Raw genomic sequence first — 23,356 nt, 5'->3', positions numbered from 1 at the left:
GCCCCACGGGGGCGGCGTGGCTGCCAGGCTCGAGCCGTCCCGTGGTGGCGTCGTTTGCGTTCAGTTGTGGTTGTCGATGCCGGTGCCGGAGCAGTCGCGGCAGGTGTCGTCGTCGTAGAGGCCGGTGCCGTTGCAGGTGGCGCAGGCGTAGGCGTGGATCTCGGTGGTCATCGGGTGCGTCTTCCTTGGCAGGTGGAGCAGGTTTCGGTGACGAGGGTTTGGCTGGTGGGATCGGGCTGGCTGCGGTGGGTGGTGATGTCGCCGGAGCCGAGACAGCGGCGGCAGTAGGGCTGGTTCATGCCGGGTCTCCTTGCGTGGTGATCCAGGCGTCGCGGTCGCCGTTGGCGTGCGCGATGGCGGCCAGGACGCGCCGAATGTTGGTGAGGTCCAGGCCGGTGATGATGGGGCGGAGCTCGACCGGCAGGCTGTCGGCGAGCGAGAGTGCGATGCGCAGGATGGCGGCCTCGCTGCCGCAGCAGGGCAGTCGGCCGGCGGACAGGGCGGTGTGGGCGGCCTGCCAGTCGATGACCGCGTACGAGGGGCGGGTGCGGGTGGCGGGGACGTAGTCGATGGCGTAGCGGCGGAAGTCGGCGCGGTGGAGCCACACGCCGTGCTGGATGAGCAGTTCGACAGCAGCTTCCATGGCGTAGGAGCCGCGGGCCCAGGCACGGGCGGCCTCGGCCAGTTCGAACGAGGTGGGGTGGGTCATGCGATGGGTTCCTTTCTGATCTGGGTGAGCAGGTCTGTGGCCACGTCGGCCGAAACGCCCATGCGGGCGCGTAGCTGCTCGCCGGTGATGGGCCTTTGGTGGGTGGTGTGGTGGTCGTCGGCCAGGCGGCGGGCGTAGGCCACAAGTGCCGGCGACATGGCGGGCCCGGCCGGTTGCGGCTTGGCAGCGTCGAGCGCGGGAGTGTCGTGAGTGATCTTCTGGACGGGTGTACCGGCGTCCTCGGTCACCGCTTGTGCGGTGGGTGCGGGCGTGCGGTGTGAGGCGCGGCGTTCAAGCATGGAGACCGCGACCAGGAACGCCACGGCGGGTGTTGCGGCGGTGATCCAGCCCCACACGCTCGGGTGTGCGGTGGCGAGGTTGGCCGCCAGGGTGAGTACGATGCCGCCGGTGAGCACGAGCGCGGGCCACGAGATGACGCCGTGTCGGTGGCGGCCGGTGCGTTTGTCGCGTTGGAGTTCGCGGGCGGCCATCACGCACATCAGGTCGATGCACACGGCGACCGCCCACGCTTGCCAGCCGTGTTGCCCGTGCCGGGCGGCCAGGTCGCTGATGTGGGTGAACGAGCCGACAGCGGCGATGACCGCCAGGACGACCACGGGGCCGGTGTCGAGCAGGCGTGATCGGATGCGGTCCATATCGGGGCACCTCCTTTCGGGTTTCGGGCATGGGCGGGTAGGGACCTGGCGCGATGGGCTCGCGGCCGGGGCCGTACAGGGGTGGGTCAGGTGGGCTCGCCCTCGCGGGCCAGAGCCTCCAGCTCCGCGTCTGTCACGGTGACGGCCAGGTCGGTGGCGGTGAGCAGGTCGGCCCACGTGGGTGCGAGATCGGCGTGCGCCTGGGCGGCTGCCTCGGCTACTTCTTCGCTGACGTAGACGGAGCGGGCGCGGTACCAGCGACCGTCATCGGCGACGACGACGGCGGTGCCAGGCATGTTCGCGGCGATCTGCCGGGCCGCGTCCAGGGCGGCGGGGTCGGTGTCGCCGAGGGTCATGGTCGCGGTCTCGGGATCGTTGACCCGGTGGCAGACCCGGCCGGAGAGCTGCGACCGCAGGGCGGTGACGCCGGGGCCGAGGTCGGAGCCGACGCGTTGGCCGCAGACGAACAGGTAGACGCCGAAGGCCCGGCCGAGCTGGGCCAACCGCAGTAGGGCGGTGGCGGTTGAGGCGATCTCGTCCTTCTCGCCCTTGTGGGCCATCAGGAACAGTTCGGCGACCTCGTCGACCAGGACGACGACCGGTGTCGGCCGCAGGTCCTCCGGCAGCTTCCAGATGTTGCGCGCCTTGTTGCTGCGGCATAGTGCCATCCGGGTTTTGACCAGGCAGATCAGGTCGTCGAGTAGGCCGACGCATTCGGCCCGTTCGGTGGCGATGGCGGACAGGCGAGGCCCGTAGGCGGTCAGCTCCACCCCGCCTTTGAGGTCGAAGCCCACCAGGGCGACGGGTTGCGCGGACAGGCCGGTGATGAGTGCGTTGAGCAAGGTGGACTTGCCGGATTGGGTGGCCCCGGTGTTGAGCCAGTGTGGAACGGTGCGGAAGTCGACCACCCATGGCGCTCCGGTCTCCAGCAGGCCGACCCGCACCCTCAGCAGACCTTCCGACAGGACCGGGACGCGGACCTCGGACAGTGGGTCGCCTCGGGTGGCCAGCAGTGTGACGCGGCCCGGCCGGGACGCTATGAGCCGGACGGAGTGCACGCGCCAGGCATGGGCGAGGTTGGTCAGGCGGGCGGTGTAGTCCTCGGGTGTCTGCCCGTCCATCAGCTTGATGTTGACGCGGAAGCCGAGTCGGTGTGGGCGGATGATGCCCAGGCGGGGCGGTTTGTCGATCTGGATGCGGCGGATCTTCCGCTTCTGCGAGAGGGAGATCGTGGCGTGTCCGACGATCGGCAGGCCGTCGAGGGTATAGCGCCAGCGGCGCCGCTTACGGGTGAGCGTGCAGCCCAGGGCGACGTTGCCCCAGGTGAGGTGGACGTGCGCGGCCTTGAGCGGGTAGCCCAGGCACAGCCAGAGTGAGACGGGGTGCAACTTGCGCCATACCAGCAGGACCGTGCAGATCGAGGCCACGGTGATGGCCAGCGGGATGAGCCAGTCGGACATAATCGGGACTGTCCTTTCGAATCATCGGAAGGGAGGCCCCGGAGCGGGCGGTTAGCTGCCAGGCGATGCGCCCGCTCCAGGGGTGCTACTTATGCGGCTAGGCCGCCTTTGGGTTGGCCAGGCTGATGGTCTCGGCGCGAAAACCGAGTCCGGAGCGGCCGTTCATCGACCAGAAGAACGCGGCCAGGCCGACCGGTCGGACCTGCACGCCCTCGGGGATCTGCGGGAACGTCTCGCTCGGGAACGTCACCACGATCACCGGGTTGCGCCGGTCGTCGTTCGGCTTGGGCAGGAGCGGGATGGTGTAGAGCTCCCGTCCTTCCGCGTCTCGCTTCACCTCTCCGGTGGCGCGGTCCACGATCTTGGGCTCGGGCTCGCCCGCGACCGTGAACGCCAGGCTGGTGATGTCGACGGGGATGTTACGCATGGTGGTCCTCCCAGATCTTAGGTCCTCCACTCCTAATGAGGACTGTAGGACTGATGATGACCACGCAGACCTCCTGTCGTCAACTCCTAATGAGGAGTAGAGTGCGCGTGAGGGCAGTTTTTACTGTCCGATCACCACGAGGCGGAAACAGTGACAGCAGGTTTGGGCGGATTCGCCCCTAAATACCAGCGCATCGCGGAGGAACTGCGGCGAGACATCCACGAGGGCCGCTACCAACCTGGCGAACGACTTCCTGCGGAAACGGCCCTAGCCGAACGGTTCCGAGTCAGCCTGCCGACCATCCGACAGGCCATCGGCGTCCTTCGAGCCCAGGGCATCGCCGAGTCCAAGCACGGCATCGGCACCTTCGTACGGCAAGACCACCGGCTCGAACGCCGCTCCCGCCACCGTTACGGCAGGGCGCGCAGCGACCAGAAGCTCCTCACGGCGCATCTACGGCATGACATCGTCTTCGCCGGTCCGGAACAGGTGCCGGCTCGCATTGCCGCCGCCATGGGCATCGACGAAGGCGCTGAGGTCATCACCCGCCGCAGAGTGCTCTACGACAAGGAGAGCAACACGCCCGAGGAGATCGGCGCCAGTTACATCCCGGCCGACATTGCCCGGGGAACCTTCTTGGAGAAGCGCGAGGTTGTCCCCAAGGCGCTCTTCCTGTGCATCGAGGATTTTAGCGGCAAGCGCTACCACCACGCCCGCGACCAGTGGATCGCCCGCAGCGCCACTCCGGAGGAGGCCGTCACCTTGGGCCTTCCGCAGGGCGGCCAGGTTATGCACGTCATCCATACCGCCCGAGCCGAGGATGAGACAGTGTTGGAGGTCTCGGAGTCGATTTGGCCGGCAGACCGGGTAACCATCATTGATGAGTACCTGATCGACCAAGAGCCGAACGTCCCTGACGCTCCCTCCCAGATCTGAGGCACGCCGATGACCATCGAGAACGTCGACGATGTCCGCTCGCACTGGTGGCCACGACAGGGCTGGCGGCCCGGGCGTCTGATCTACACCTGGCACCTGACCTTCGAGCACGCGCCGCAACTGCACCAGCTCGCGGAGCGCTACCAAAGCGTCCTCTCCACGATCGACGGGCACAACCCGATCCCGGCTCAGTGGCTGCACCTCACCGTGCAATCGGTGGGGTTCGTCGACCAGGTGTCTGACGAACTCCTGGACGATGTCACGGAGGCGGTAGGTCTACGCCTGAGGCAACTCGCCCCTGTATACCTGAACTTCCACCGGCCTACCGTCATCGGCGAGGCCGTGGTGTTGACTCCAGCGCCAGCAGAACCACTGCACCAGATCTGGAGAGAGATCAGGAACGGCATAGCTGAAGTCACGGGAGGCGCGCCAACAGCAGCAGAGCAGGCCAAGGGGTTCCGCCCACACGTGAGCCTGACGTATTTCAACACGCCAGGACCGGCCAAGCCCTACATCAACGTCCTGGACACGACCGAAGCTGACCCGGTGGATGTCAAAGTGGATCAGGTTGCGTTGATCGTGCAAAACCGGGTTCTGGAGCCCGAGTGGCTCTACCGTTGGAACACCCGCACCACGGTGCCTCTCGGTGCGCGTTAGCACAGGTCAAGAGGTCGGGCGACAGACACAAGAGCGGAAGTGGTTACAACCTTCTATACGGGTTCAAGCCGCCGCCCGTTGGGCGGCGGGCGGCCGGGCGGTCCGGGCGGGCGTGCGGCCTCTCCGGGCCGGTCCCGCCCGGCCACCCCGCCGCGCCAACGAACGCAGGCGAACCGCGTACAGAACGTTCACTAGCACCAAGAGGGATGCCAACTCCCGAACGGAGCCGATCAGGTCAAGACATGCCTCCGGCGGGAGCACCCCAGCACCGCGGTGATCGCCACACGGCCCTTAACGTAGATGGGTGGCTGGGGGCTGATCACCTCGCACACCATCGACTCAGGCAAGCCCAGCAGACCGGCTCCTCCGCATCAAGCTCGGCTCTGGCCGCAGGGCAGCGAATGAACGTCTGTCACCTCGCTCTAGACCTCGAACCGGTCGGCCTGACGAGCCTCGCCGATGCCCAACGCCGCGCCGGCTGACGCACCGTGCCGGTCGTGGCAGACACGTAAGGGCGAGGCTCTCTTACAAGGGGGCGTCGATCACCATTCGTCGGTGATGAGGTGCTTGGGCGGGGCCGTGATCTTGACGGGTTCTCCCCATCCTCGATAGATGATGTTCATCGTCATGGTCTCGGCCTTACCACTACCGCGCTTTGGGGTGAACCTCATGATGGCGTGGAAACGTCTCGGCAGGTTGTCCGGTCCCACCCAGAGTTTCCAGGTGATCGGCCCGCTCCACGAACCGTCCTCGTCCTCGGTCCCGAAGGTCATCCCAGCCTGCCTCTCGCCCAGCTCGGGAACCGTCACCGTGCCGCTGTGGAGGGTCGTCTTCACTCCCTCAAAAGTTCCGCCGTCGGCGCTGGTCGCATCGTGAGAGGCACCCAGCTTGAGGAAGCCCGGGTTGATCCCGTTGATCAGGTCCTCTCCCCAGACGACCCCGGCCAGGTTCTGCCAGTTGCTCCATTTCCCCACTGTCCGCGGCGACTTCCAGACGTACTTGCCGTCCTTGGACCGCACGTAGGCCTGTGAGTAGAACTCCCGGCCGATGCTGATTTCCCGGGACCGGCCTGTTCCTTCTGGCTCCTGGGTGATCTCCGTGGTGTCGGCGGCGTACACGCCTGAAGCCCTGAAGCGGTACGCACCAGACGCCTTCATGTCCGCGGCGGCGGGCGGGGGGCCGCCGTGTCGCCTGACGGAGAAGCGCACGCTGCCGCTCTTCGCGAACTGCTTCTTGATCGCTTTGACGACGGAGTCGAGAGACTTCGATTCGGGAGTCGCGTGCACGGCACCGCCGGGAATCGTGACGCTCAGCAGGCCGGCCATCACCAGCGCGACGCTCATGCGTTTCATGCGCCGATCATCACGGATGATGATCTCGATCTCGTCACAGCAAGTCGCCTGCCCAGCCTGTTCGGCCGGGTCGGGAAGAAGCCGGGGTCTACCCAACTCCGGGGAGCCCTGGGACGCGAAGAATTGGCGCTGGACGGGCAGGGCCTGACGCGGAGAGCGCAGATTCCCAGCCATGATCTTGAAATGTCATCAGGGTGCAGCGGGTGACGGCGACCATCTGGGAACTGCATAGGAGCCGGTTGCTCCCGCCGTGATGGGGTCCGATAGGCGACTGTGCCGAGTCAGCGAAAAGTCAGCGGACCTGCTGGCACCGGAGCGCGGCCGAGGTCAACGGACGTCATTCCAGAAGCACTTGACGGCGCCGGATGGCATCCGGCGACCAGGAGCGGTACGCCCCACCGGGGTTCGCATCGAAGTGTGCAGAGACCGTGACGATCGCCGACTTCGGTTCCCGGGCTTCGGGCTGGGGCGATCGGCTGCCGCGGACCGACTCCGTCGGTCCTTGCCATCGGTCTCCTGGGGTGCTGTCCGCGGTGACAGCCCTCACCGGACAGCGCCGAGTAGTATGCGCTGCCACCAGCGACGCGACTCCGCGCGGCGCCAGGGGCCGGCGAAGGTGTGCTCTGGCGTGTCGAGCTGCACGACCTTGTGGATCAGGTAGAGCCCGCCGGCCTCGATCAATTCGTAGTACACCGCCGTGCACGCGCAGGTGTACTCATGGACGCGGTATCGCTCGGGAGCGAGCGAGGTCCAGGTGAGGGCCTTGTGGCCGCGGCGAGCGCGAGCCGGATGTGGGGACAGCCCCGGGCACTCCCATTCGAGCGGAGCGGCGAGGTCGCAGGCCAGGGGGAGCGGCTCGGGGTTCATGTATCGACTATAGACCTCTCTATACCTCTGCAGACGTATCTAGGTGTTTTTGCAGGTCAGAGGGCATCTATGTTGTGCAGCGTGGCCGAGGAGAGTGACTACCCGGAGATCGACAGCGAGGGGCCCGAACTCGTCTATATGGTCGTGGCGAACCACATCGCGGCCAGGATCGAGCGTGGAGAGCTCAAGCCTGGGCAGCGGCTCCCCGCTGAACTGGATCTTGCGGAGCTGTACGGCGTCGCGAGGATGACGGTTCGTCGTGCGCTGAAAGAGCTACGTGAGCGCGGCCTGATCCGCAGCGTCCATGGCAAGGGCACCTTCGTACAACAGCCCAACCCTCCTGCTGACAGCACCGAGGGATGAGCTGTGCTGTACAGCAACCAGTACAGCAACGGCGACTCACCCAACCGCACTCGGACCGTCTAAGCATGCAGCTCAGGCGGAGCTGGAGCTGCTCGACAAGGCGTCTGCCCCGTACTCGTAATGAAGGGGTCTGGGGTTCGAATCCCCAAGGCGGCTCCAGATCAGAAGCCCCCCGCGTGATCGCGGGGGGCTTCTGAGTGTCTATCCATGGCCACCGCGCCCTCCTGGAGTGCGGGGCGGATCTGCTTTCTGTAGACCAGCTCGGTCACCGCCGTGCTGCTGTGGCCGACCAGCCGGGAGATCTCCTCCAAGGGGATGCCCTGGTCTGGGAGCAGGGACACGAAGCTGTGCCGCAGCTCTCGGGGCGTCCACTTGTCGGGGTCGAGGTCGGTCTTGGCGATGACCGCGCGGAAAGCGCGCCGCACGTTGTGGGAGTCGAGAGGTGTGCCCACGGTCGAGGCGAACACGAGCCCGGGTTCCATCCACCGCTTGCCCGCCGCGTCCGCCAGCCACTTATCCACATCCTGTGCACTGAGTTCGCGGAGCTTCCGTGATGGCGCGCTCGGGTCCTGACGCCGTACGGGCCGTCATGGGCGAGGCGCGCTGCCTCCTGCTCGACTTCGACGGGCCGGTCTGCGACATCTTCGAGGGACTGCCGGGCGCGGTGCTCGTGGTCAATGCAGCCAGGACGGGGAGTGGAGCCTGCAGGGGATGGCGCGGAGGTGCGGCAGATAGGGGTTGATCCTCAGTCTGAACCGGATGTTGTGCGGGTGGGCGACCCACTTCCTTCCGCTACGGGGTCGCCAAGGCGGTCGTCCAGCACCGCGCCGCCCAGAGACGTCGTCCCTCGACACCGCGGCCACCGCCGGGCGAAGATCAGAAGAGTTCGGTTTGCCTTTCTGCGGGAGGAAGAAGTGAGCGAGTACCCCCAGGATCGCCTGTACGCCGGTGAGCTGCATATGTGGGGCAACGGGGAGTGGTTCGAGCGCAACAGGAAGCTGGACACGCCTGGCGACCGGGTGAGGGTCGGCTTCACCGCCTTCTTCATAGGCCAGATCCCCGACAGAGGGCTGCGGGTGCAGTTGCCTGAGGTAGGTAGCTACGTCGAGCTGGGTGACTACTTCGGTCGGGTCAGTTGGACTCAGGAGGGGGATGCTGATTCTGACGAGGAGTGGGAGGACGGGGATGCTGCTCCTGACGAGCACTGGAGCGATTTCTGCGCACCAGTCGAGGCGAAAGTCGTCGCCGTCAACACCGAGCTCGCCAACACTCCGGAGCTACTCATCAGGGACCCCTACGGCGAGGGCTGGCTGTTTGAGATGGAGATCCATGACCACAAGCCCAAGTCCGATTTCAATTGGGATGCGGACGGTTACGCCGAGTTCATCGCCGAGGACAACGACTAGACCGGCAATCGCCGGGGTGCCCGCCTACGTGAGCTTCTATGGGGCCCGGTAGTAATGGCCCTCAGGGCTGTGCAGCTTGGCGTTGGTGGCCGGGCCGCCGTCCCCGCTGTAGCCGTCCATGCCCGTCCCCGCGGAGGTGGAGATGATCAGGGTGCCGGCCGAAAGTTCAGCCGTCGTCCGGAGCTTAAAGACCAATTAGCGGCGCGGTGACGCGGGCTGTTGCGGCGGCGAGTGCGCTGCGTCGTTGGTTGTCCATGGCATCGAAGAAGTAGCGCTCCTCGCCGAGCGCGATGGCGAACTCCAGGATGGAGCGGCTCAGGTTGTTGACGTTACTGTCTCCGAAATAGCCGCTGTCGAACCACTCGCGGGCCTTGCGCCAGTCGATGACTGCCTTGTCTTTGTCCTCGTGCTCGTACACGAAGACGTCGGTGAATTCTTCTTTGTCGAGCCACGCGCTCTGGGTGTCGGCGATGAGGAGTTCGACGGCGGCGATCATGCTTGGGTAGTGGCCTGCTCCGGCGCGGAGTCGTTCAGCGAGAGTGCTCATCCGGAGATTGTTTCACCGCGCTCGGGGGCCGGGGGTGGCGTTCCCCGGCGGCGCGCTCGTGGTCGTCGATCATATGTGTAACTGGTTGACTGGAGGGCGATCAGCTCGGCGAGTGCTGCGGTGAACGGGCTGGCGGCCTGGCCGGCGGGAAGTGCGTGCCCCAGTCCTCGGGAAAAGACCAGAGGCCTGCGCATGAGCGGCTTCTCGGGGAGCCACTGCCACATGGCCTGAGCATCGAGGATGGCCCGTACGTCGTAAGAGAGGCGGGGTTCCGGCTTCACGCCATCCAGCCCGGGACACTCGCGTAGGCGCACGGCTTGGCAGGCATTCGCGGCGCGCCAGTGGCGCATGGACCGAATGCTTGTCAAGACGCTGAAGGTATTGCTGAATCGCCCTGCTATGGCCGCCTCGCGTTCTATTGTCGCGCTCCAATGCGCACGTTTGGATCTAAAGGGCGATCTTCTGGGGCGTATCTCCAAGCGGGGGGTTTCGAATGTGTCCCAGCGTCGCCGCCTGTCCTGCCCCCGGTGCTCTCGGGGCGGGCGGCTCATCGGCCTGTGCCGTCCTCCCAAAAAGGAGTCGTGATCATGACCGCATTGACCTACACCGTCTTCACCGACCCGGCGTCCGTAGAGGCGTCAGCGGCCGGACGGAGGTCCAAATCCACAGGGACGGTGTACCTGGTCATCACCAACACCGCAAGGAGGACGGATTGGTCCAGGATCGAGGTGAAGGTGCCCGTCGGCGACGGCGTTGGCGACCTCACCCCGAAGCTCCCGGAGATGAAGGGCAAGTACACCGACAACCGGTGGGGGACCCAGGCGAGTACCCAGGAGGTGAAGGTCGACCCGCAGCGGGACACCAACATCTTTGAAGTCACCCCCAAGAGCGGGGGCGTAGCTTCTTTCAAACCCGGCGACTACCTGGTGCTGACGATGGAGAACGTCACCATTGCCGCCACCGCCGGGCCGGCCGTGCTGACGGTGAGAGAGAAGACCGAAGACGATGACGGGGAGCACACCCGCTACACGTCGGTGGCGCTGGTCAAGACCGCTCCGAAGGAGATTCCGGCGCCGCGTGACTTCCACCCGGACAAGGGCATGGTGGGCGTCGGCGAAAACCTCACGCTGAGCTGGGAGGGGTCCCCCGAATTCGACTACAGGATCCTGTTCCCCGGCGGGCAGAAGGACATTTCCTCGGACAGTCGTACCTGGACCCCGCCCGACGCGCCGAAGCGGGCCACCACCTACACGCTCGTCGCCACCGACCCCGTCACCCAGAAGCAGCACTTCCTCACCACCACCGTCCAAGTGCGCTTCCCCGTCCTGGAAACGCTCACCGCCACCATCGGGATTGACACGCCCTGGGTCCAGGGGGCGGCGGACGGAAAGAAGGGGCGCGTCACCTTCACCGGTACAGGGGTGGAGATCTCGGACAACTCTGGCGGGCGGGGCGCCGTGACTGCCGACAGGGCCGATCTCAACGGTGTGAACACCGGTTGGGTGCAGGGGAGGAGCGCCGACGACGGGAAGATCACCTTCCCCAAGGACGGGCTCGACGTCCGCAACGGAAGCGGGGCATGGGGGACTGTGCACGCCGACAAGGCTGACCTCAACGGCATCAACACCGAATGGGTGCAGGGAAGAGGCGCCGACGACGGATGGATCAGCTTCCCCAAGGATGGGCTGAACGTGCGTAAGGGGGCCGGGCAGTCCCGGGGATCCGTGTTCGCCGACAGGGCCGACCTCAACGGTGTGAACACCGAATGGGTGCAGGGGAGAAGCGCCGACGACGGGAAGATCACCTTCGCCAAGGACGGGCTCGACGTCCGCCAGGGAAGCGGAGCATGGGGATCCGTGCACGCCGACAAGGCCGACCTCAACGGCGTCAACACCGAATGGGTGCAGGGGAGAAGCGCCGACGACGGATGGATCACCTTCCCCGTGGAGGGGCTCAAAGTCCACCGGAAGGACAACAGCCACCTGACTCATCTGGACGTCGGTTATGCGACCCACGACATCGTGAAAACCAGAGTCGTGCGGGGACTGACTGACGGTGAAGGATGGATCAGCTTCCGCAAGGAGGGGCTGAACATTCGCCGGGGGCAGGGCACGGAACGGGGAACTCTGTTCGCCGCCAAGACTGAACTGAAGGAATGAGTCCAAACGGCGTCCAGTGCCCTGCCGAATGGATCTCATGGGGATCAAGGGCGGCGGTGCTGGGCGCCGTCACCCAGCCGTGCGCCTGCCGCCCACCAGGCATGCGGCCTGGGAGCGATCCGGTCGGCAAAGCCGCGCTGAGCCGCGTCTTTGTCCCTGGCGCTCGAAGGTCTTGCCGACCCGACCGGGTGACGAAGTGAGTGACAACGAGCACGTTCGATCATGGACGTCCACGGACTCTGACGGACGGCAAAAGGCAGGTCACCTCCTCGGCGGGAGAGGATGAGCAAGTCCTTGATTTTGCTCGTAATGAAGGGGTCTGGGGTTCGAATCCCCAAGGCGGCTCCAGGCCAGAAGCCCTCCGCAAGATCGCGGAGGGCTTCTGCGTGCTGTTCTGGGGTCGTGCGTTCTCGACACAGGGGTACCGCGCACCAGTACCGTGTCATGGGACAGCATTCCTATGGCCCGAGGCATAGGTCTTTCGGGAGATAAGCCGTGATCACGGTGCGGACCGGATGTCGTGGGATGCGCTCTCATCACAGGTTCCACCCGAACTGAAACTCCCGGCGTCGTGTCGGTGTTCAGGTTGAGTCGTCGCATTCCGCCTTCGATGTCGCGGAACGACACCCGCAACCGCTCGGTGCCGACCGTCCCATCGACCTCGACGTGCTCGATCCACCGTCTGGTGTCAGGCTGACTACGTTCGATTCCTTGCGCCTTGGAGGTTGTGATGCGTGCAGGCGTCGTGGTCACCGCACACCCCGGTGTGGAGGACCTCGCCGGACAGGCCGAGGAGTTGGGCCTGCACAGTTTCTGGCTCAACGACACCCCGATGGTCCACGGCGACCCCTTCGTCGCCCTGGCACTGTGTGCGAAGGCCACCCGCCGCATCAGGCTCGGCATCGGCGTGACCTCACCGGCGCTGCGCTCGGCCCCGGCCGCCGCGAGCGCGTTCGCCAGCCTCAACGCCCTGGCACCGGGCCGGATCATCTGCGGGATCGGCACCGGGAACACCGCCCGGCGCACCTTGGGCATGCGGCCGACCACGGCAGCCACGATGGAGAACTTCACCGCCGCGCTGCAGAACCTGTGCGCCGGACGCACCATCGAGTACCGCGAAGGTGACCGAGTCCGTAACGTCCGATTCCTGCACGCCGGGGCGCACGCGAACACGGCCGACCCGATCGAGTTCGTCGTGGCCGCGCTAGGACCGAAGGCCGCCGCCGTCGCCGGCCGCCGCGGCACCGGCCTGATCTCCTTCGGCCTGCTGGACCCCACCGCCTGGCAAGCACTCCATGACGCCCGCCGCCACGCCGCTCACGACACGCCACGTGACCCCGACCCCCGCACGGACTCCCGCACGGACTCCCGCACGGACTCCCGCACGGACTCCCGCATGGACTCCCGCATGGACTCCTACGTGGTCACCGCGCTGCACATACTCGACGAGGACGAGGACCCCCGCGGCGACGCGGCCCGGGACGCAACCGGCCACATCGTCCTGTCGCTGCTGGCCTTCGCCGCCGACACCGCCGCCGACGCACGCGCTTTCGCCGACCAACTCGGCCCCGGGGAACGCGAGGCGGTGCGGCGGCTCCTCGACCGGCGCGGCACCACCGCCACCGCACCCGACCGGCACACCAAGCTCTACCCCAACTACCTCGAACGCATCGCACCGCAGGACCGGGACCTGATCCTGCCCTCACTGATGAACACCCTGGCCTTGGTCGGCACCCGCAACGACCTCCGCGCCCGCATCACCACCCTGGAACAGGCCGGCATCGACGAACTGCTCATCCAGCCGGTGATCGACCCACCAACCGAGATGGCCCAGCTCGCGAAACTCCTCACCTGAGCGGACCCGCCAGCCGTGAGTGACGGACTGGGTGACAGTCGCGTCAGACGATCACGGACGCTGACGTACGCCTGGGGATGGTTGAGGGCTGGTCAGGGCCGCGCCGCCCTTGCTGGGAGCAGGTCTTCGATTTGCTCGTAATGAAGGGGTCTGGGGTTCGAATCCCCAAGGCGGCTCCGGGCTTTTGGGTGTCTAAGGATTCCCTGGCAAGGTGGTGTCGCGACGTGGGTGGTCGCTTATGGCCACTTGTGGAACAGTGAGCCCGTGGAGCCAGTTGATCAGAAGCGGTCGTGGTTTGACGCCCTGACCGTGCCGCAGCGCGTGATCGTGGTCGCAGTATCAGTGGTGGGCCTCGTGGGCGGGATGGCGCTACTGCTGATGAATCCTCCCCACGATCTTGCCGCGTTCTTCCTGATCTTTGCTTTTGTCATCTCGGCAACGGCTGTTCTGCGGAGCATTCCCTGGGTTCGAGCACGCCTCGGGGGCGGGTCTCAGCTCTGGTTGGGGTTTGCCTTGACCTTCAAGTCCCTGTCCGGTGAACTCACGACGCCTGCGTTTCAGGTCGCTGGACTGCTCCTGGGCATTGGCCTGTTGACTCATCTCCTTGTGCTTGCGGTGATCAGAGATCGGAGACTGAGGCAGGGACGTCAGCCAACCACGGCACTCTGTCAGTGACGTCTGACAGCATTTGCCGGTTTCCTGCGCCGGCGAGCATACGCTCTCCGCTGAGTCTCAGCGGGGGGTGAGGAGCTCGATGATCCGGAAGAGGCCATCGGTGCCGTGGCCGAGGCCGATGACGCGGCGCGCGAGGCCTTCGGCGGCGCGCATCACGCTCGCGTCAATGCCGTGGGCCTCGGAGAGGTGGACGATGTGGGTCATCGACGACGCCGCCGAGGTGATCGGGTTGATGTCGTCGACGTAGTTTCCCTTGTCCACGTCCGCCGCGCTCTGCTCGAACAGCGGCGGCAGGATCGTCGCGATTCCCCCGGCGAAGGGTGCCAGCTCCTGGGCGGTAATGCCTTCCGCCCTGGCCACGGCAACCGCGTGTGCGTACCCCGTCATGGCGGTCCAGAAGATGTCGAGCAGAGCGATGTCGTACGCAGCGGCCCGGCCGATGTCCTCGCCGAGATGTGTCTGGGTGCCGCCCAGGGCATCCAACGTCGGCTTGTGCGCCTGGTAGAGCCGCTCCGGGCCGCTGTGGAGGAGCACCGAGGCGGGTGTTCCGATGGTCGGGGTCGGCGTCATGATCGCCCCGTCCAGGTAGTCGATGCCGTGCTCGGCCGCCCAGGCCGCGGTGGCGCGGGCTCGATCGGGGGTGTCGGCGGTCAGGTTGGCCACCGTGCGTCCCTTCAGCGCGCCGGTGACCGGGCCGCGCCGGACGATGGCGTCGACCGCGTCGTAGTTGACGACACAGACAACCGTCAAAGGGCTCGCGGCGACCGCAGCTTCGGGTGACTCGGCGCGGAGGGCACCCCGCTCGACCAGGTCCTCATCCTTACCCGGCGTCCGGTTCCATACCGTGGTCCGATGGCCGGCGTTCAGGAAAGCGGTGGCCAGCGCCCGGCCCATCGGGCCCAGACCGATCACGGTCACAGGGGCGGGGTTCTGCTCGGACATGAGTGCTCCTCTCGTCAGGACCTCCACGATCGAGGGAGCCGCAACGGATCTGCTACGGATTCACCACGGGAGGGGCACGGCGATACGCGGGAGCCCAGGGAGCCACGTTGTCGCCACGGGCTGAGGGACGAGTACTGTCTACGCTCTTGCTTCAGATCGAATGCTCGACCACCCCGGCGTGGGCGCTGCAGGCCGAAACGGCCGGGTAGTCGATCAGGCATGCCACGAGGGTGCCGAGGGCGACGTGGGGGGGTCGGGCAGCTTGGACACGTCGAACTGGGGCCAGGTCGGGGCGGTGGTCTCGAAGGTGGCCTGGCCTCCGTCGATCCCGAGCTGGTAGACGGCCGGCACCTGATCGGCATGGGCGGCACGCATGGACTCGATGAGCGGCCCATGGGCCATCCCGTTCAGGCTCACCTGTCTGCGGTAGCGGAGGTGAGGTCAGAGATCAGCACACGTACGCGGGCCTCGATCGCGTCCCGGATCGGGCGTACGGCTTCGACGCCCTGGCCGGCCGGATCGTCCAGTACCCAGTCCTCGTAGCGCTTGCCGGGAAAGATCGGGCAGGCGTCGCCGCAACCCATGGTGATCACGACGTCGCTGGCCTGTACGGCATCGACGGTGAGCACCTTGGGAATCTCGGCCGAGATGTCGATGCCACGCTCTGCCATCGCCTCCACCACGGCCGGGTTCACCTGGTCGGCAGGCGCGGAACCGGCCGAACGCACGCGTACCCGATCGCCGGCCAGGTGGGTCAGGAAGGCGGCGGCCATCTGGGAGCGGCCCGCGTTGTGCACGCACACGAACAACACCTGCGGCGGCGCGTCGATCTGGTCCGGCACGGGTTCCTCCTATCGAGGCTGGTAGGCAGAGGCGGGGACGGACTCCGCACCGGGCTGCGGGCTGTTCGGGTAGAGCGCGACCAGCAGCAGGCCGCCGAGCGCGGCTCCGGCCAGCTGGGCGACGATGAAAGCGGGCACCGAAGCAGGGGCGATCCCGGCGAAGGTGTCGGTGAAGGCCCGGCCCAGGGTGACGGCGGGGTTGGCGAAGCTCGTACTGCTGGTGAACCAGTAGGCGGCGCCGATGTAGCCGCCCACCGCGACCGGGGCGAGCGCGGCGCGGCCTTGCCGGGCCAACGCGAAGACGACCACGATGAGCCCCGCGGTGGCCACCACCTCACCCAGCAGCAGGTGAGGGGCCGACCGGTCACGAGCCGAGACCTGAACGGCCGGGAGCGCGAACATGGCGTTCGCCAGGACGGCCCCCGCGACGGCTCCGGCGACCTGGGCGGGCAGGTAGGCCGCCACTTCCCGTCCGCGCATCGCCGGGGCAGCGTCGCGTCGGGTGAGGACCCAGGCCGCCACGGAGACGACCGGATTGAAGTGCGCGCCGGACACGGGCCCGAGGATCAAGATGAGCACCGCCAGTCCTGACGCCGTGGCCAGGCTGTTGGCCAGCAGTTGTACGCCGACGTCACGCGAAAGATCGGTTGCCATGATGCCGGAGCCGACCACCACGGCCACCAGGGCGGCGGTGCCGGCGAACTCGGCAAGCGCCCGGCGTGCCAGGTTCACCGCGCGTCCGCGACAAGCGTCTCGGGCAGGGCCAGTACGCCGGTCAGGCGCTTCAGCGTGGCCGGGATGATCCAGTAGTAGACCCAGGTGCCGCGCCGCTGACTGTCGATCAGGCCGGCCTCACGCAGCACTTTGAGATGATGCGAGATCGTCGGCGCGGTGACCGCGAAGGCGCCGGTCAACTCGCACACGCACACCCCGTCACCGATCTGGCGGCCGCTCTCCTGCGCGCCGATCAGGGACAGCAGCCGCAACCGGATCGGGTCGCCGAGCGCCTTGAACACGCGAGCCATCTCCGCGGCCTCGTCTTCAGCGATCGGCTCCGCGATCAGCGGTGCGCAGCACTCGGAGGCGAGCACCGGCAGCTCCTGTTTCGACATATCTCTAATTTGACAGATTCCTAAGCAGCGGCGCAAACTCGGCACTACTTAGACATCCGTCGAAACAACGATGGGAGATCGTCATGTCCCGCGTCCAGCTCGCCCTCCGCGTCGCCGACTTGGAAGGCTCGATCACCTTCTACTCCAAGCTGTTCGGCACCGAACCGGCCAAGCGCCGCCCCGGCTACGCCAACTTCGCCATCGCCGAACCCCCGCTCAAGCTGGTGCTCATCGAGGGAGAGGAGGGCGAGCCGACCCGCATGGACCACCTCGGCGTCGAGGTCGAGGACACCGCCCAGGTCAACGCCGCCACCCAGCGGCTCAAGGACGCCGGGCTGGCCACCTTCGAGGAGAACGACACCTCCTGCTGCTACGCCCTCCAGGACAAGGTCTGGGTACACGGTCCCGGCGCCGAGCCATGGGAGGTGTACGTGGTCAAGGACGACGCCGACACCCTGACCAGGGAAGTCGATCCGGCCTGTTGCACCCCGGCCGGCGAGCAGGCCACCGAGCCGGTCAGCGCCTCGGCCGACTGCTGCTGACCACGGGCTTCTCTTCGCTCGCTGGGGCCCGCGCGTGCAGGCTTGCGGGCCATCCCTGTATGAAGGGGCCCGGGGTTCGAATCCCCAAGGCGGCTCCAGGCCAGAAGCCCTCCGCAAGATCGCGGAGGGCTTCTGCGCTCTCAAGCGCGCCCCGACGAGTCAATGGCGCTTCGCGTGCGCCGGGCGAGCAGGGCCAGCAGGACGGTCATGACGAGTCCGAGCGCGGCCAGCGACAGGCGGTCGGTGGTGTTCTCGCCGTTGGCGATCACCCCGAACACGGTGTGCGCCACGAGCGCCCCACTGGCCAGCGCCAGGCTGTGCCGGTCGTGCCATCCGCCGTGTGCCGTCCATCGGCGCAGCAGTACCGCTGCCACCACCGCCAGGAGCGCCGCAGCCACCATCGGGACCGCCACCCAGCCGCCTTGGGTGAAGGCCGGGTGCTGGGCGCCGCCGAAGGGGAACAGCAGCGCGAGATATCCGAACGCCACCACCCCGGCCAGGCACGCGACGACCGGCGGCGCGGGAACCGTCCGGGGCGCGGCGGCCGGCACGTCGGTCGGGCGGGGGACGAACCGCAGCGCGAGCACCGCGAGCACCGCGATGGCCAGCACGAACGCCGCCAGCACCGCCGGCGGCGCCTGGTAGCCGGGGTCGATGAAGGCCGTCGTCCACCGCAGCAGCAGGGCGCCCAGCACGAACACCACCCCCGCCACGACCAGCCCGGTCCGCCCCAGATAGGGACGATGGCGAAGATCCGGGACGATGAGATCCACCAGCAGGATCGGCAGCGCCACGCTGAAGACCGCGTGGTAGGGGATGTTCAGCTCGGTGTAGGCGCTGTTGAGGCCGAGGATCCTGGGCGCCCAGTCGGCCACGCCGTAGATGGTCGGGCTGGTGAGCGCCTGCAGCGCCAGCCCTTCCTCCACGATCCCGTACGCCGCCCCGAGCAGCAGGATGGCGAGCCAGCCCCGGCCGGTACGGCGTACCAGCTCGCGGATCAGTACGGTGCCGGCGCCGTAGATCGGCACCCACAGCAGCAGCAGCCACGCCTGGCGGAGGGGCGGATTGCCGAGCGTGAGCTCGGCGACGACCGGGGTGAGCCCGGCCAGCAGGAGCGCGGCCCACCGGCCGCGTGCTCGTGAGGTGACCATGCGCCTACGGTCTCCCGCGGCGGGCGCGGGGCGCTGCTGTCGCCAGGCCGGTCCATGGCCTCTTCGGTCGCTTCCGGGTGGTGACTTTGGTTGCCATGGTGGGGCGGCGATGGTGACCTTGGTTGCTTACCAGGTGTAAGGGCGGCGGATACGATCTGCGGTTGTGTTCGCAGCACAGGGCCAGGACGGGGGTCGCCGCGACGGCGAACCCTGGAGGCATGGAGAAGCCGCAGACGATGACGGCTCGGGACGGGGCCGCGCAGCCGGGAGCGGTCACCAGGGCGGGAGTGGCTCGGGATCGGGGCGGTCGCCGCGTGACTGGGCGGTCGGGACCGGTGGCATCGTGCTCGCCGTGGCCGGGGCCGGGGCGGTGGTCTGGGGGGATCTGGTCCCGGGGACGCCCGGCTGGTACCTGTGGGCCGACGTGGCCGGCGGGGCTCTGGCGTGCGCGGGACTGTGGCTGTGCCGGCGGTGGCCGGTGGGCGCCTCGCTGGTCGTCATCGCGCTGTCCGTCCCGGCCGCGGCCGCGTCGGTGGCCGCGGGGATCGCCGCGCTCGTCGCGGCGCTGTACCGGCGACCGCCCGTGGCCGTCGCGGTGGGGGTGGCGTGGGTGGCGGCGACGCTGGTCAGGTTCGCCTGGCGGCCGCCGGGGCTGGCGCCGTATCCGGTGTGGGCGCTGGTCGGCGTGCTGTTCGGCGGGGCGATCACGGGCTGGGGCATCCTGGCCAGGACCCGGCGGGAGCTGCTGGCGTCACTGGCGGAACGGGCCCGCCGCGCCGAGGCCGACCAGCGGCTGCGCGCGGAGGAGGCCCGCCGTGCCGAACGCCTCGGCATCGCCCGCGAGATGCACGACGTGCTCGCCCACCGGCTGTCGCTGCTGGCGGTGCACGCCGGGGCGCTGGAGTTCAATGCCGGTGCCAGGCCGGACGAGGTCGCCGAGGCGGCCGGGGTGATCCGGACCAGCGCCCACCAGGCCCTGCAGGAGCTGCGCGCGGTCATCTCCGTGCTGCGCGAGAGCCCTTCGGCCGAGCTCCCGCTGACCGGGCTCGCGCCGCTGGTGGAGGAGTCGCGGCGGGCCGGGATGCGCATCGAGCTGTACGAGAACGACGTACGCTTCGCCGACCTGCCGGAGACGACGCGGCGCACGGCGTACCGCGTCGTGCAGGAGGGGCTGACCAACGCGCGCAAGCACGCGCCCGGCCGGCCCGTCACCGTCGTGGTCTCCGGCGCGGCCGGTGGGGAGCTGACGGTCGAGGTGCGCAACCCGCCGGCCGCCGGGCGGGAGGCGGCGGAGCTGGCCACGACCGGGGGCGGAGCTGGGTTGGCCGGGTTGGAGGAACGGGTATCGCTGGCGGGCGGGCGTCTGGAGCGGGGACGTACCGAAGGCGGCGGGTTCCGGCTGGCGGCGCGGCTACCATGGCCACGTGAGCGGCCCCATGAGTGAGCCGGTGAGCGGGTCCACGGGTCCGCCCGTGGGTGGGTCTGCGGGTCCGGCCGGGGGCGGGTCCGCGGGTGCGTCCCTCGGCGGGGGCGGGGGTGCGTCCGCCGCGATCCGGGTGCTCATCGTCGACGACGACGCGCTCGTCCGTACCGGGCTGACGTTGATGCTCAAGGGAGCGCCCGCCCTCCAGGTGGTGGGCGCGGTGGCGGACGGTGCGCAGGTCCAGGCCGCGGTCGGCGAGTACTCTCCCGACGTGGTGCTGATGGACATCCGGATGGCCGGCGTCGACGGCATCGACGCGACCCGCAGGCTGCGCGCCCGCCAGGACGCGCCGGAGGTCATCATCCTGACCACGTTCGACGCCGACGAGCACGTGTTCCGGGCGCTGCGCGCGGGAGCCAGCGGGTTCCTGCTGAAGGACACGCCGCCCGAGGGGATCGTCGAGGCGATCCGGCGCGTCGCCGCCGGCGAGCCCAGCCTGTCGCCGAGCGTCACCCGGCGGTTGATCGCCCACCTGGTGCCCGAGGAGGACAACCGGCGGCGGGCCGACGCCCGGCGGGTGCTGTCGGCACTCAGCGAGCGCGAACGGGAGGTGGCGCTCGCGGTCGGGCAGGGCAAGACCAACGCCGTCATCGCCGGTGAGCTGCACATGAGCGTGGGCACGGTCAAGGGCTACATCTCCCGCATCCTCACCAAGGCGGGCCTGGACAACCGGGTTCAGCTGGCTCTGGTCGTCCACGACGCCTCGTAGGACAGCCGGCTCCAGCCTCGTACCGCCCTGGCGGTCGCAGGTCTTGCCGTCCCCAAGGCGGCGCCAGGCCAGAGGCACTCTCGGATGATCCGGGAGGTCAACGGGTGCCTGTTGCCGAAGATCCTTCGTAGGGCATCATGGCGCGATGAGCGTGCGCTACGACGACGTGATCGGCTCCCTCCGAACGGCATATGACGGTGGCGCCGAGCGGCGTGAGGTCAGCGGCAAAGCCCCGTGGAAGCTGGCGGAGCGGGAGGCGTTCCTGAGCCGTCTGCAGGGGGACCGTCGCGGGCGACTGCTGGAGGTCGGGGCCGGAACGGGCCAGGACAGCGCGTACTTTCAGGAAAACGGCCTCGAAGTCGTGGCCGTCGATCTGTCTCCTGCCATGGTGGCTCTCTGCCGGGAGAAGGGCGTCGAAGCCCATGTCATGGACTTTCTGAGCCTCGATTTCGCGCCGTGTTCGTTCGACGCGGTGTACGCGCTGAACTGCTTGCTGCATGTGCCCAACAGCGACCTTCCGGCGGTACTGGATGCGATCCACACGCTGATGCGGCCCGGCGGCCTCTTCTTTCTCGGCGTTTATGGCGGAGGCAGCGTGACGGGTGAGGGTCCCTTCGAGGAGGATGATCATCATCCTCCTCGGTTCTTCTCTTTCCGCAGCGATGAGCAGCTCCAGGAGTACGCACGCAGGACTTTCGAGGTGGTGGATTTCCACGTCGTGGGATCTGACAATCTCCGGTTCCAGTCGCTGACGTTGCGGCGATCTGGATGATCAGCTTTGGGACTATGAGAGGAATCCGCAGCGTGCTGACCAGAGCGATCGCAATAGGCGGTGGCGGTGGGCAAGCGCAGCGACGGCACCCCTGTCGCCATTTCGAGCGGCCTCGACAGGACCATCCGGGTGTGGAGTCTGGGAGCTTGAGGATCCACGGCACAGCGATGAAGGGCATGTGATGGATGGTCAGCGGTTCGCCGAGATCGCGCGAGCGGCCTTCGGGAAGGGGCGCCGGCCGGCAGGGGTCGAGCGGCTCAGGGGCGGGAGCAAGAAGGGCGTTTACCGGCTCTCGTTCGACGACGACGGGCCCGGCGCGATCGTCTACGTCTGGTCCCAGGAGGAGGACTTCTGGCCCGCCGCGGCGAACGCCGACGCGGAGACCCCGTTCGGCCATGCGTCCGGGCTGCGGTTCTTCGAGGTCGCCCATGGGCGGTTGAGCGGCCTCGGGGTGCGGGTGCCCGAGGTCTACCTGGTGGACCGGCCGGGCGACGTCATGGTGGTCGAGGATGTACGCGGCGGGACGTTGGAGGCGTTGCTGCGCGACGACCCGGCGCGGGCGGGCCGGGTGATGGATCGGCTGGCCGAGAGCCTTGAGGCCATGGGGCGGGAGCGGGCCCCGTGGGTGGGGAAGATCGAGGGGATCCGGCGGCGATCCGCGGTCGAGGTCGTGCTGGAGCACGCGCTGCGGGACCTGGACGAGGCGGCCGTCCGGGTCGGGCGGATCGGCGCGGTCCGGGAGGACTTCGAGAGCGCGCTGCGGGAGATGGCCGCGGGCGTGCGGCCGCGGGCGGATCACGGGCTCATCCACGGGGAGCTCGGGCCCGATCACGTGCTGGTGGACGACCACGACGCGCCGGTGCTGATCGACATCGAAGGCACGATGTTCTTCGACGTCGAATGGGAGCACGTCTTCCTGCGGATCCGGTTCCACGAGCATTACGAACGGTTGCGCGTCGACGGGCTGGACGAGGGCCGGATGAGGCTGTACCAGCTGGCCCAGCACCTGTCGCTCACCGCCGGGCCGCTCCGGCTGCTCGACGGCGATTTCCCGGACCGGGAGTTCATGCTGGGGATCTCGAAGTTCCACAGCGGGGAGGCGCTGGAGTTCCTCGCGAGAAGGCGATGAGTTCCGCGGCCCGGAGCAGTCTTAAGAGCATGCGGAAAATCATCTACTCGATGCTGATCTCCCTCGACGGCTACGTGGAGTCCCCGAACGGCGACATCGGCTGGTCCGCGCCCGACGAGGAGGTCCACGCGTTCATCAACGACATGTCCCGCGAAATGGGCGGGTCCCTCTACGGCCGGCGCCTCTACGAGAACATGTCCGCCTACTGGCCCACCGCCGACCAGAGCCCCGACGCCCACGCGCTCGAGGTCGACTTCGCCAGGATCTGGCGGGCCATGCCCAAGTACGTCTTCTCCAAGACCCTCGATCAGGTCGGCTGGAACAGCACGCTCGTCACCGGCGACCTCGAGGAGGAGGTGACCAGGCTCAAGCGGCAGGACAGCGGCGACCTCGACCTGGGCGGGGCCACGCTGGCGTGGAGCGTGCTGCGGCTCGGGCTGGTGGACGAGTTCCGCATCTTCGTCCACCCGCTCGTGCTGGGCGCGGGCAAGCCGTTCTTCCCCCAGCTCGACGCCTCCATCAGGACCCGGCTGCTGGAAACCCGGGCGTTCCCCTCGGGGATCGTTTACCTTCGCTACGAAGTCACGTAGCCTGACAGGAAACCC

General features: G+C 67.8%; 30 protein-coding genes and 1 tRNA gene. 15 read left to right on the top strand and 16 right to left on the bottom strand.

Going from position 1 to position 23,356, the window contains the following annotated elements; all coding sequences use genetic code 11:
• Positions 1–167 precede the first annotated feature (167 nt).
• From ACWDX9_RS01285 to ACWDX9_RS01265, 5 genes are all read right to left on the bottom strand, one after another.
• Positions 168–299 carry a hypothetical protein gene (locus tag ACWDX9_RS01285; protein WP_449947589.1) on the bottom strand — a complete coding sequence of 44 codons (132 nt, stop codon included), beginning with the start codon at positions 297–299 and terminating at the stop codon, positions 168–170.
• The gene (locus ACWDX9_RS01280) at positions 296–709 is read right to left on the bottom strand and encodes a hypothetical protein (protein ID WP_449947586.1); all 414 of its coding nucleotides are present in this window, start codon (positions 707–709) and stop codon (positions 296–298) included. Before ACWDX9_RS01280 ends, ACWDX9_RS01285 begins: the two co-directional genes overlap by 4 nt.
• Positions 706–1,365 carry a DUF2637 domain-containing protein gene (locus ACWDX9_RS01275; protein WP_449947584.1) on the bottom strand — a complete coding sequence of 220 codons (660 nt, stop codon included), beginning with the start codon at positions 1,363–1,365 and terminating at the stop codon, positions 706–708. Before ACWDX9_RS01275 ends, ACWDX9_RS01280 begins: the two co-directional genes overlap by 4 nt.
• Positions 1,366–1,451: 86 nt before the next feature.
• Complete coding sequence (locus tag ACWDX9_RS01270; RefSeq protein ID WP_449947581.1) at positions 1,452–2,825, bottom strand: FtsK/SpoIIIE domain-containing protein; 1,374 nt, start codon at positions 2,823–2,825, stop codon at positions 1,452–1,454.
• A gap of 97 nt (positions 2,826–2,922) precedes the next feature.
• Positions 2,923–3,252 (bottom strand): SCO3933 family regulatory protein, encoded by a 330-nt coding sequence (locus ACWDX9_RS01265; RefSeq protein WP_449947578.1) that lies wholly within the window; start codon positions 3,250–3,252, stop codon positions 2,923–2,925.
• A gap of 162 nt (positions 3,253–3,414) precedes the next feature.
• On the opposite strand from ACWDX9_RS01265, the gene ACWDX9_RS01260 reads away from it, so the two are divergent.
• Positions 3,415–4,188: a GntR family transcriptional regulator gene (locus ACWDX9_RS01260; protein WP_449947576.1), complete on the top strand. Its 774-nt coding sequence runs from the start codon at positions 3,415–3,417 to the stop codon at positions 4,186–4,188.
• A 9-nt stretch (positions 4,189–4,197) separates the two neighbouring features.
• On the top strand, positions 4,198–4,845 hold the full coding sequence (locus ACWDX9_RS01255; protein WP_449947573.1) for a 2'-5' RNA ligase family protein: 648 nt from the start codon (positions 4,198–4,200) through the stop codon (positions 4,843–4,845).
• 542 nt (positions 4,846–5,387) lie between these two features.
• Here ACWDX9_RS01255 and ACWDX9_RS01250 read toward each other — a convergent pair.
• Complete coding sequence (locus ACWDX9_RS01250) at positions 5,388–6,371, bottom strand: hypothetical protein (protein ID WP_449947570.1); 984 nt, start codon at positions 6,369–6,371, stop codon at positions 5,388–5,390.
• Between the two features lie 369 nt (positions 6,372–6,740).
• On the bottom strand, positions 6,741–7,064 hold the full coding sequence (locus tag ACWDX9_RS01245; RefSeq protein WP_449947567.1) for a hypothetical protein: 324 nt from the start codon (positions 7,062–7,064) through the stop codon (positions 6,741–6,743).
• Positions 7,065–7,145: 81 nt separating this feature from the next.
• Between ACWDX9_RS01245 and ACWDX9_RS01240 the strand changes: the two genes are divergently transcribed.
• Positions 7,146–7,427, top strand: coding sequence for a GntR family transcriptional regulator (locus tag ACWDX9_RS01240; protein WP_449947564.1), 282 nt, complete (start codon positions 7,146–7,148; stop codon positions 7,425–7,427).
• 161 nt (positions 7,428–7,588) lie between these two features.
• On the opposite strand, the gene ACWDX9_RS01235 is transcribed toward ACWDX9_RS01240, so the two are convergent.
• Positions 7,589–7,948: a tyrosine-type recombinase/integrase gene (locus ACWDX9_RS01235; RefSeq protein ID WP_449947561.1), complete on the bottom strand. Its 360-nt coding sequence runs from the start codon at positions 7,946–7,948 to the stop codon at positions 7,589–7,591.
• A gap of 29 nt (positions 7,949–7,977) precedes the next feature.
• On the opposite strand from ACWDX9_RS01235, the gene ACWDX9_RS01230 reads away from it, so the two are divergent.
• A complete protein-coding gene (locus ACWDX9_RS01230) occupies positions 7,978–8,169 on the top strand; it encodes a hypothetical protein (protein ID WP_449947558.1) in 192 nt (63 codons plus the stop codon).
• Positions 8,170–8,341: 172 nt separating this feature from the next.
• Positions 8,342–8,833 carry a hypothetical protein gene (locus ACWDX9_RS01225; RefSeq protein WP_449947557.1) on the top strand — a complete coding sequence of 164 codons (492 nt, stop codon included), beginning with the start codon at positions 8,342–8,344 and terminating at the stop codon, positions 8,831–8,833.
• A 36-nt stretch (positions 8,834–8,869) separates the two neighbouring features.
• On the opposite strand, the gene ACWDX9_RS01220 is transcribed toward ACWDX9_RS01225, so the two are convergent.
• Both ACWDX9_RS01220 and ACWDX9_RS01215 read right to left on the bottom strand, forming a co-directional pair.
• Positions 8,870–9,028, bottom strand: a complete 159-nt coding sequence (locus ACWDX9_RS01220; RefSeq protein ID WP_449947555.1) for a hypothetical protein — start codon at positions 9,026–9,028, stop codon at positions 8,870–8,872.
• On the bottom strand, positions 9,018–9,329 hold the full coding sequence (locus ACWDX9_RS01215; RefSeq protein ID WP_449947552.1) for a hypothetical protein: 312 nt from the start codon (positions 9,327–9,329) through the stop codon (positions 9,018–9,020). Before ACWDX9_RS01215 ends, ACWDX9_RS01220 begins: the two co-directional genes overlap by 11 nt.
• A 638-nt stretch (positions 9,330–9,967) precedes the next feature.
• Between ACWDX9_RS01215 and ACWDX9_RS01210 the strand changes: the two genes are divergently transcribed.
• From ACWDX9_RS01210 to ACWDX9_RS01195, 4 genes are all read left to right on the top strand, one after another.
• On the top strand, positions 9,968–11,539 hold the full coding sequence (locus ACWDX9_RS01210) for a hypothetical protein (RefSeq protein WP_449947550.1): 1,572 nt from the start codon (positions 9,968–9,970) through the stop codon (positions 11,537–11,539).
• A gap of 730 nt (positions 11,540–12,269) precedes the next feature.
• Positions 12,270–13,394: an LLM class flavin-dependent oxidoreductase gene (locus tag ACWDX9_RS01205; protein WP_449947547.1), complete on the top strand. Its 1,125-nt coding sequence runs from the start codon at positions 12,270–12,272 to the stop codon at positions 13,392–13,394.
• A 102-nt stretch (positions 13,395–13,496) separates the two neighbouring features.
• Positions 13,497–13,570: transfer RNA gene (locus ACWDX9_RS01200), tRNA-OTHER, on the top strand.
• Between the two features lie 88 nt (positions 13,571–13,658).
• The gene (locus ACWDX9_RS01195; protein WP_449947544.1) at positions 13,659–14,069 is read left to right on the top strand and encodes a hypothetical protein; all 411 of its coding nucleotides are present in this window, start codon (positions 13,659–13,661) and stop codon (positions 14,067–14,069) included.
• Between the two features lie 57 nt (positions 14,070–14,126).
• Here the strand turns inward: ACWDX9_RS01195 and ACWDX9_RS01190 are convergent, their stop codons facing one another.
• From ACWDX9_RS01190 to ACWDX9_RS01170, 5 genes are all read right to left on the bottom strand, one after another.
• Positions 14,127–15,011, bottom strand: a complete 885-nt coding sequence (locus ACWDX9_RS01190; RefSeq protein ID WP_449947541.1) for an NAD(P)-dependent oxidoreductase — start codon at positions 15,009–15,011, stop codon at positions 14,127–14,129.
• Between the two features lie 213 nt (positions 15,012–15,224).
• Positions 15,225–15,428 (bottom strand): hypothetical protein, encoded by a 204-nt coding sequence (locus ACWDX9_RS01185; RefSeq protein WP_449947538.1) that lies wholly within the window; start codon positions 15,426–15,428, stop codon positions 15,225–15,227.
• Positions 15,425–15,853, bottom strand: coding sequence for an arsenate reductase ArsC (locus ACWDX9_RS01180; RefSeq protein ID WP_449947535.1), 429 nt, complete (start codon positions 15,851–15,853; stop codon positions 15,425–15,427). The genes ACWDX9_RS01185 and ACWDX9_RS01180 overlap by 4 nt, the downstream gene beginning before the upstream one ends.
• Positions 15,854–15,862: 9 nt before the next feature.
• On the bottom strand, positions 15,863–16,585 hold the full coding sequence (locus ACWDX9_RS01175; RefSeq protein ID WP_449947532.1) for an aquaporin: 723 nt from the start codon (positions 16,583–16,585) through the stop codon (positions 15,863–15,865).
• Positions 16,582–16,965, bottom strand: coding sequence for an ArsR/SmtB family transcription factor (locus ACWDX9_RS01170; protein WP_449947529.1), 384 nt, complete (start codon positions 16,963–16,965; stop codon positions 16,582–16,584). Before ACWDX9_RS01170 ends, ACWDX9_RS01175 begins: the two co-directional genes overlap by 4 nt.
• A gap of 83 nt (positions 16,966–17,048) precedes the next feature.
• Here ACWDX9_RS01170 and ACWDX9_RS01165 point away from each other — a divergent pair, with 83 nt between their 5' ends.
• Positions 17,049–17,507, top strand: coding sequence for an ArsI/CadI family heavy metal resistance metalloenzyme (locus ACWDX9_RS01165; RefSeq protein WP_449947527.1), 459 nt, complete (start codon positions 17,049–17,051; stop codon positions 17,505–17,507).
• 140 nt (positions 17,508–17,647) lie between these two features.
• Here the strand turns inward: ACWDX9_RS01165 and ACWDX9_RS01160 are convergent, their stop codons facing one another.
• The gene (locus ACWDX9_RS01160) at positions 17,648–18,658 is read right to left on the bottom strand and encodes a hypothetical protein (protein WP_449947525.1); all 1,011 of its coding nucleotides are present in this window, start codon (positions 18,656–18,658) and stop codon (positions 17,648–17,650) included.
• Between the two features lie 352 nt (positions 18,659–19,010).
• On the opposite strand from ACWDX9_RS01160, the gene ACWDX9_RS01155 reads away from it, so the two are divergent.
• The 5 genes from ACWDX9_RS01155 (at position 19,011) to ACWDX9_RS01135 (ending at position 23,341) form a co-directional block, all read left to right on the top strand.
• A complete protein-coding gene (locus tag ACWDX9_RS01155; protein ID WP_449947522.1) occupies positions 19,011–20,102 on the top strand; it encodes a sensor histidine kinase in 1,092 nt (363 codons plus the stop codon).
• Positions 20,083–20,850, top strand: coding sequence for a response regulator (locus tag ACWDX9_RS01150; protein WP_449947519.1), 768 nt, complete (start codon positions 20,083–20,085; stop codon positions 20,848–20,850). Before ACWDX9_RS01155 ends, ACWDX9_RS01150 begins: the two co-directional genes overlap by 20 nt.
• A 145-nt stretch (positions 20,851–20,995) precedes the next feature.
• Positions 20,996–21,622, top strand: coding sequence for a class I SAM-dependent methyltransferase (locus ACWDX9_RS01145; RefSeq protein ID WP_449947516.1), 627 nt, complete (start codon positions 20,996–20,998; stop codon positions 21,620–21,622).
• 181 nt (positions 21,623–21,803) lie between these two features.
• Positions 21,804–22,751 carry a phosphotransferase family protein gene (locus tag ACWDX9_RS01140; protein WP_449947513.1) on the top strand — a complete coding sequence of 316 codons (948 nt, stop codon included), beginning with the start codon at positions 21,804–21,806 and terminating at the stop codon, positions 22,749–22,751.
• Positions 22,752–22,780: 29 nt separating this feature from the next.
• On the top strand, positions 22,781–23,341 hold the full coding sequence (locus tag ACWDX9_RS01135) for a dihydrofolate reductase family protein (protein ID WP_449947511.1): 561 nt from the start codon (positions 22,781–22,783) through the stop codon (positions 23,339–23,341).
• The last annotated feature ends 15 nt before the right edge of the window (positions 23,342–23,356 follow it).

This window comes from Nonomuraea sp. NPDC003201, from assembly GCF_053590415.1.
This window is presented reverse-complemented; position numbering and strand designations above follow the sequence as displayed.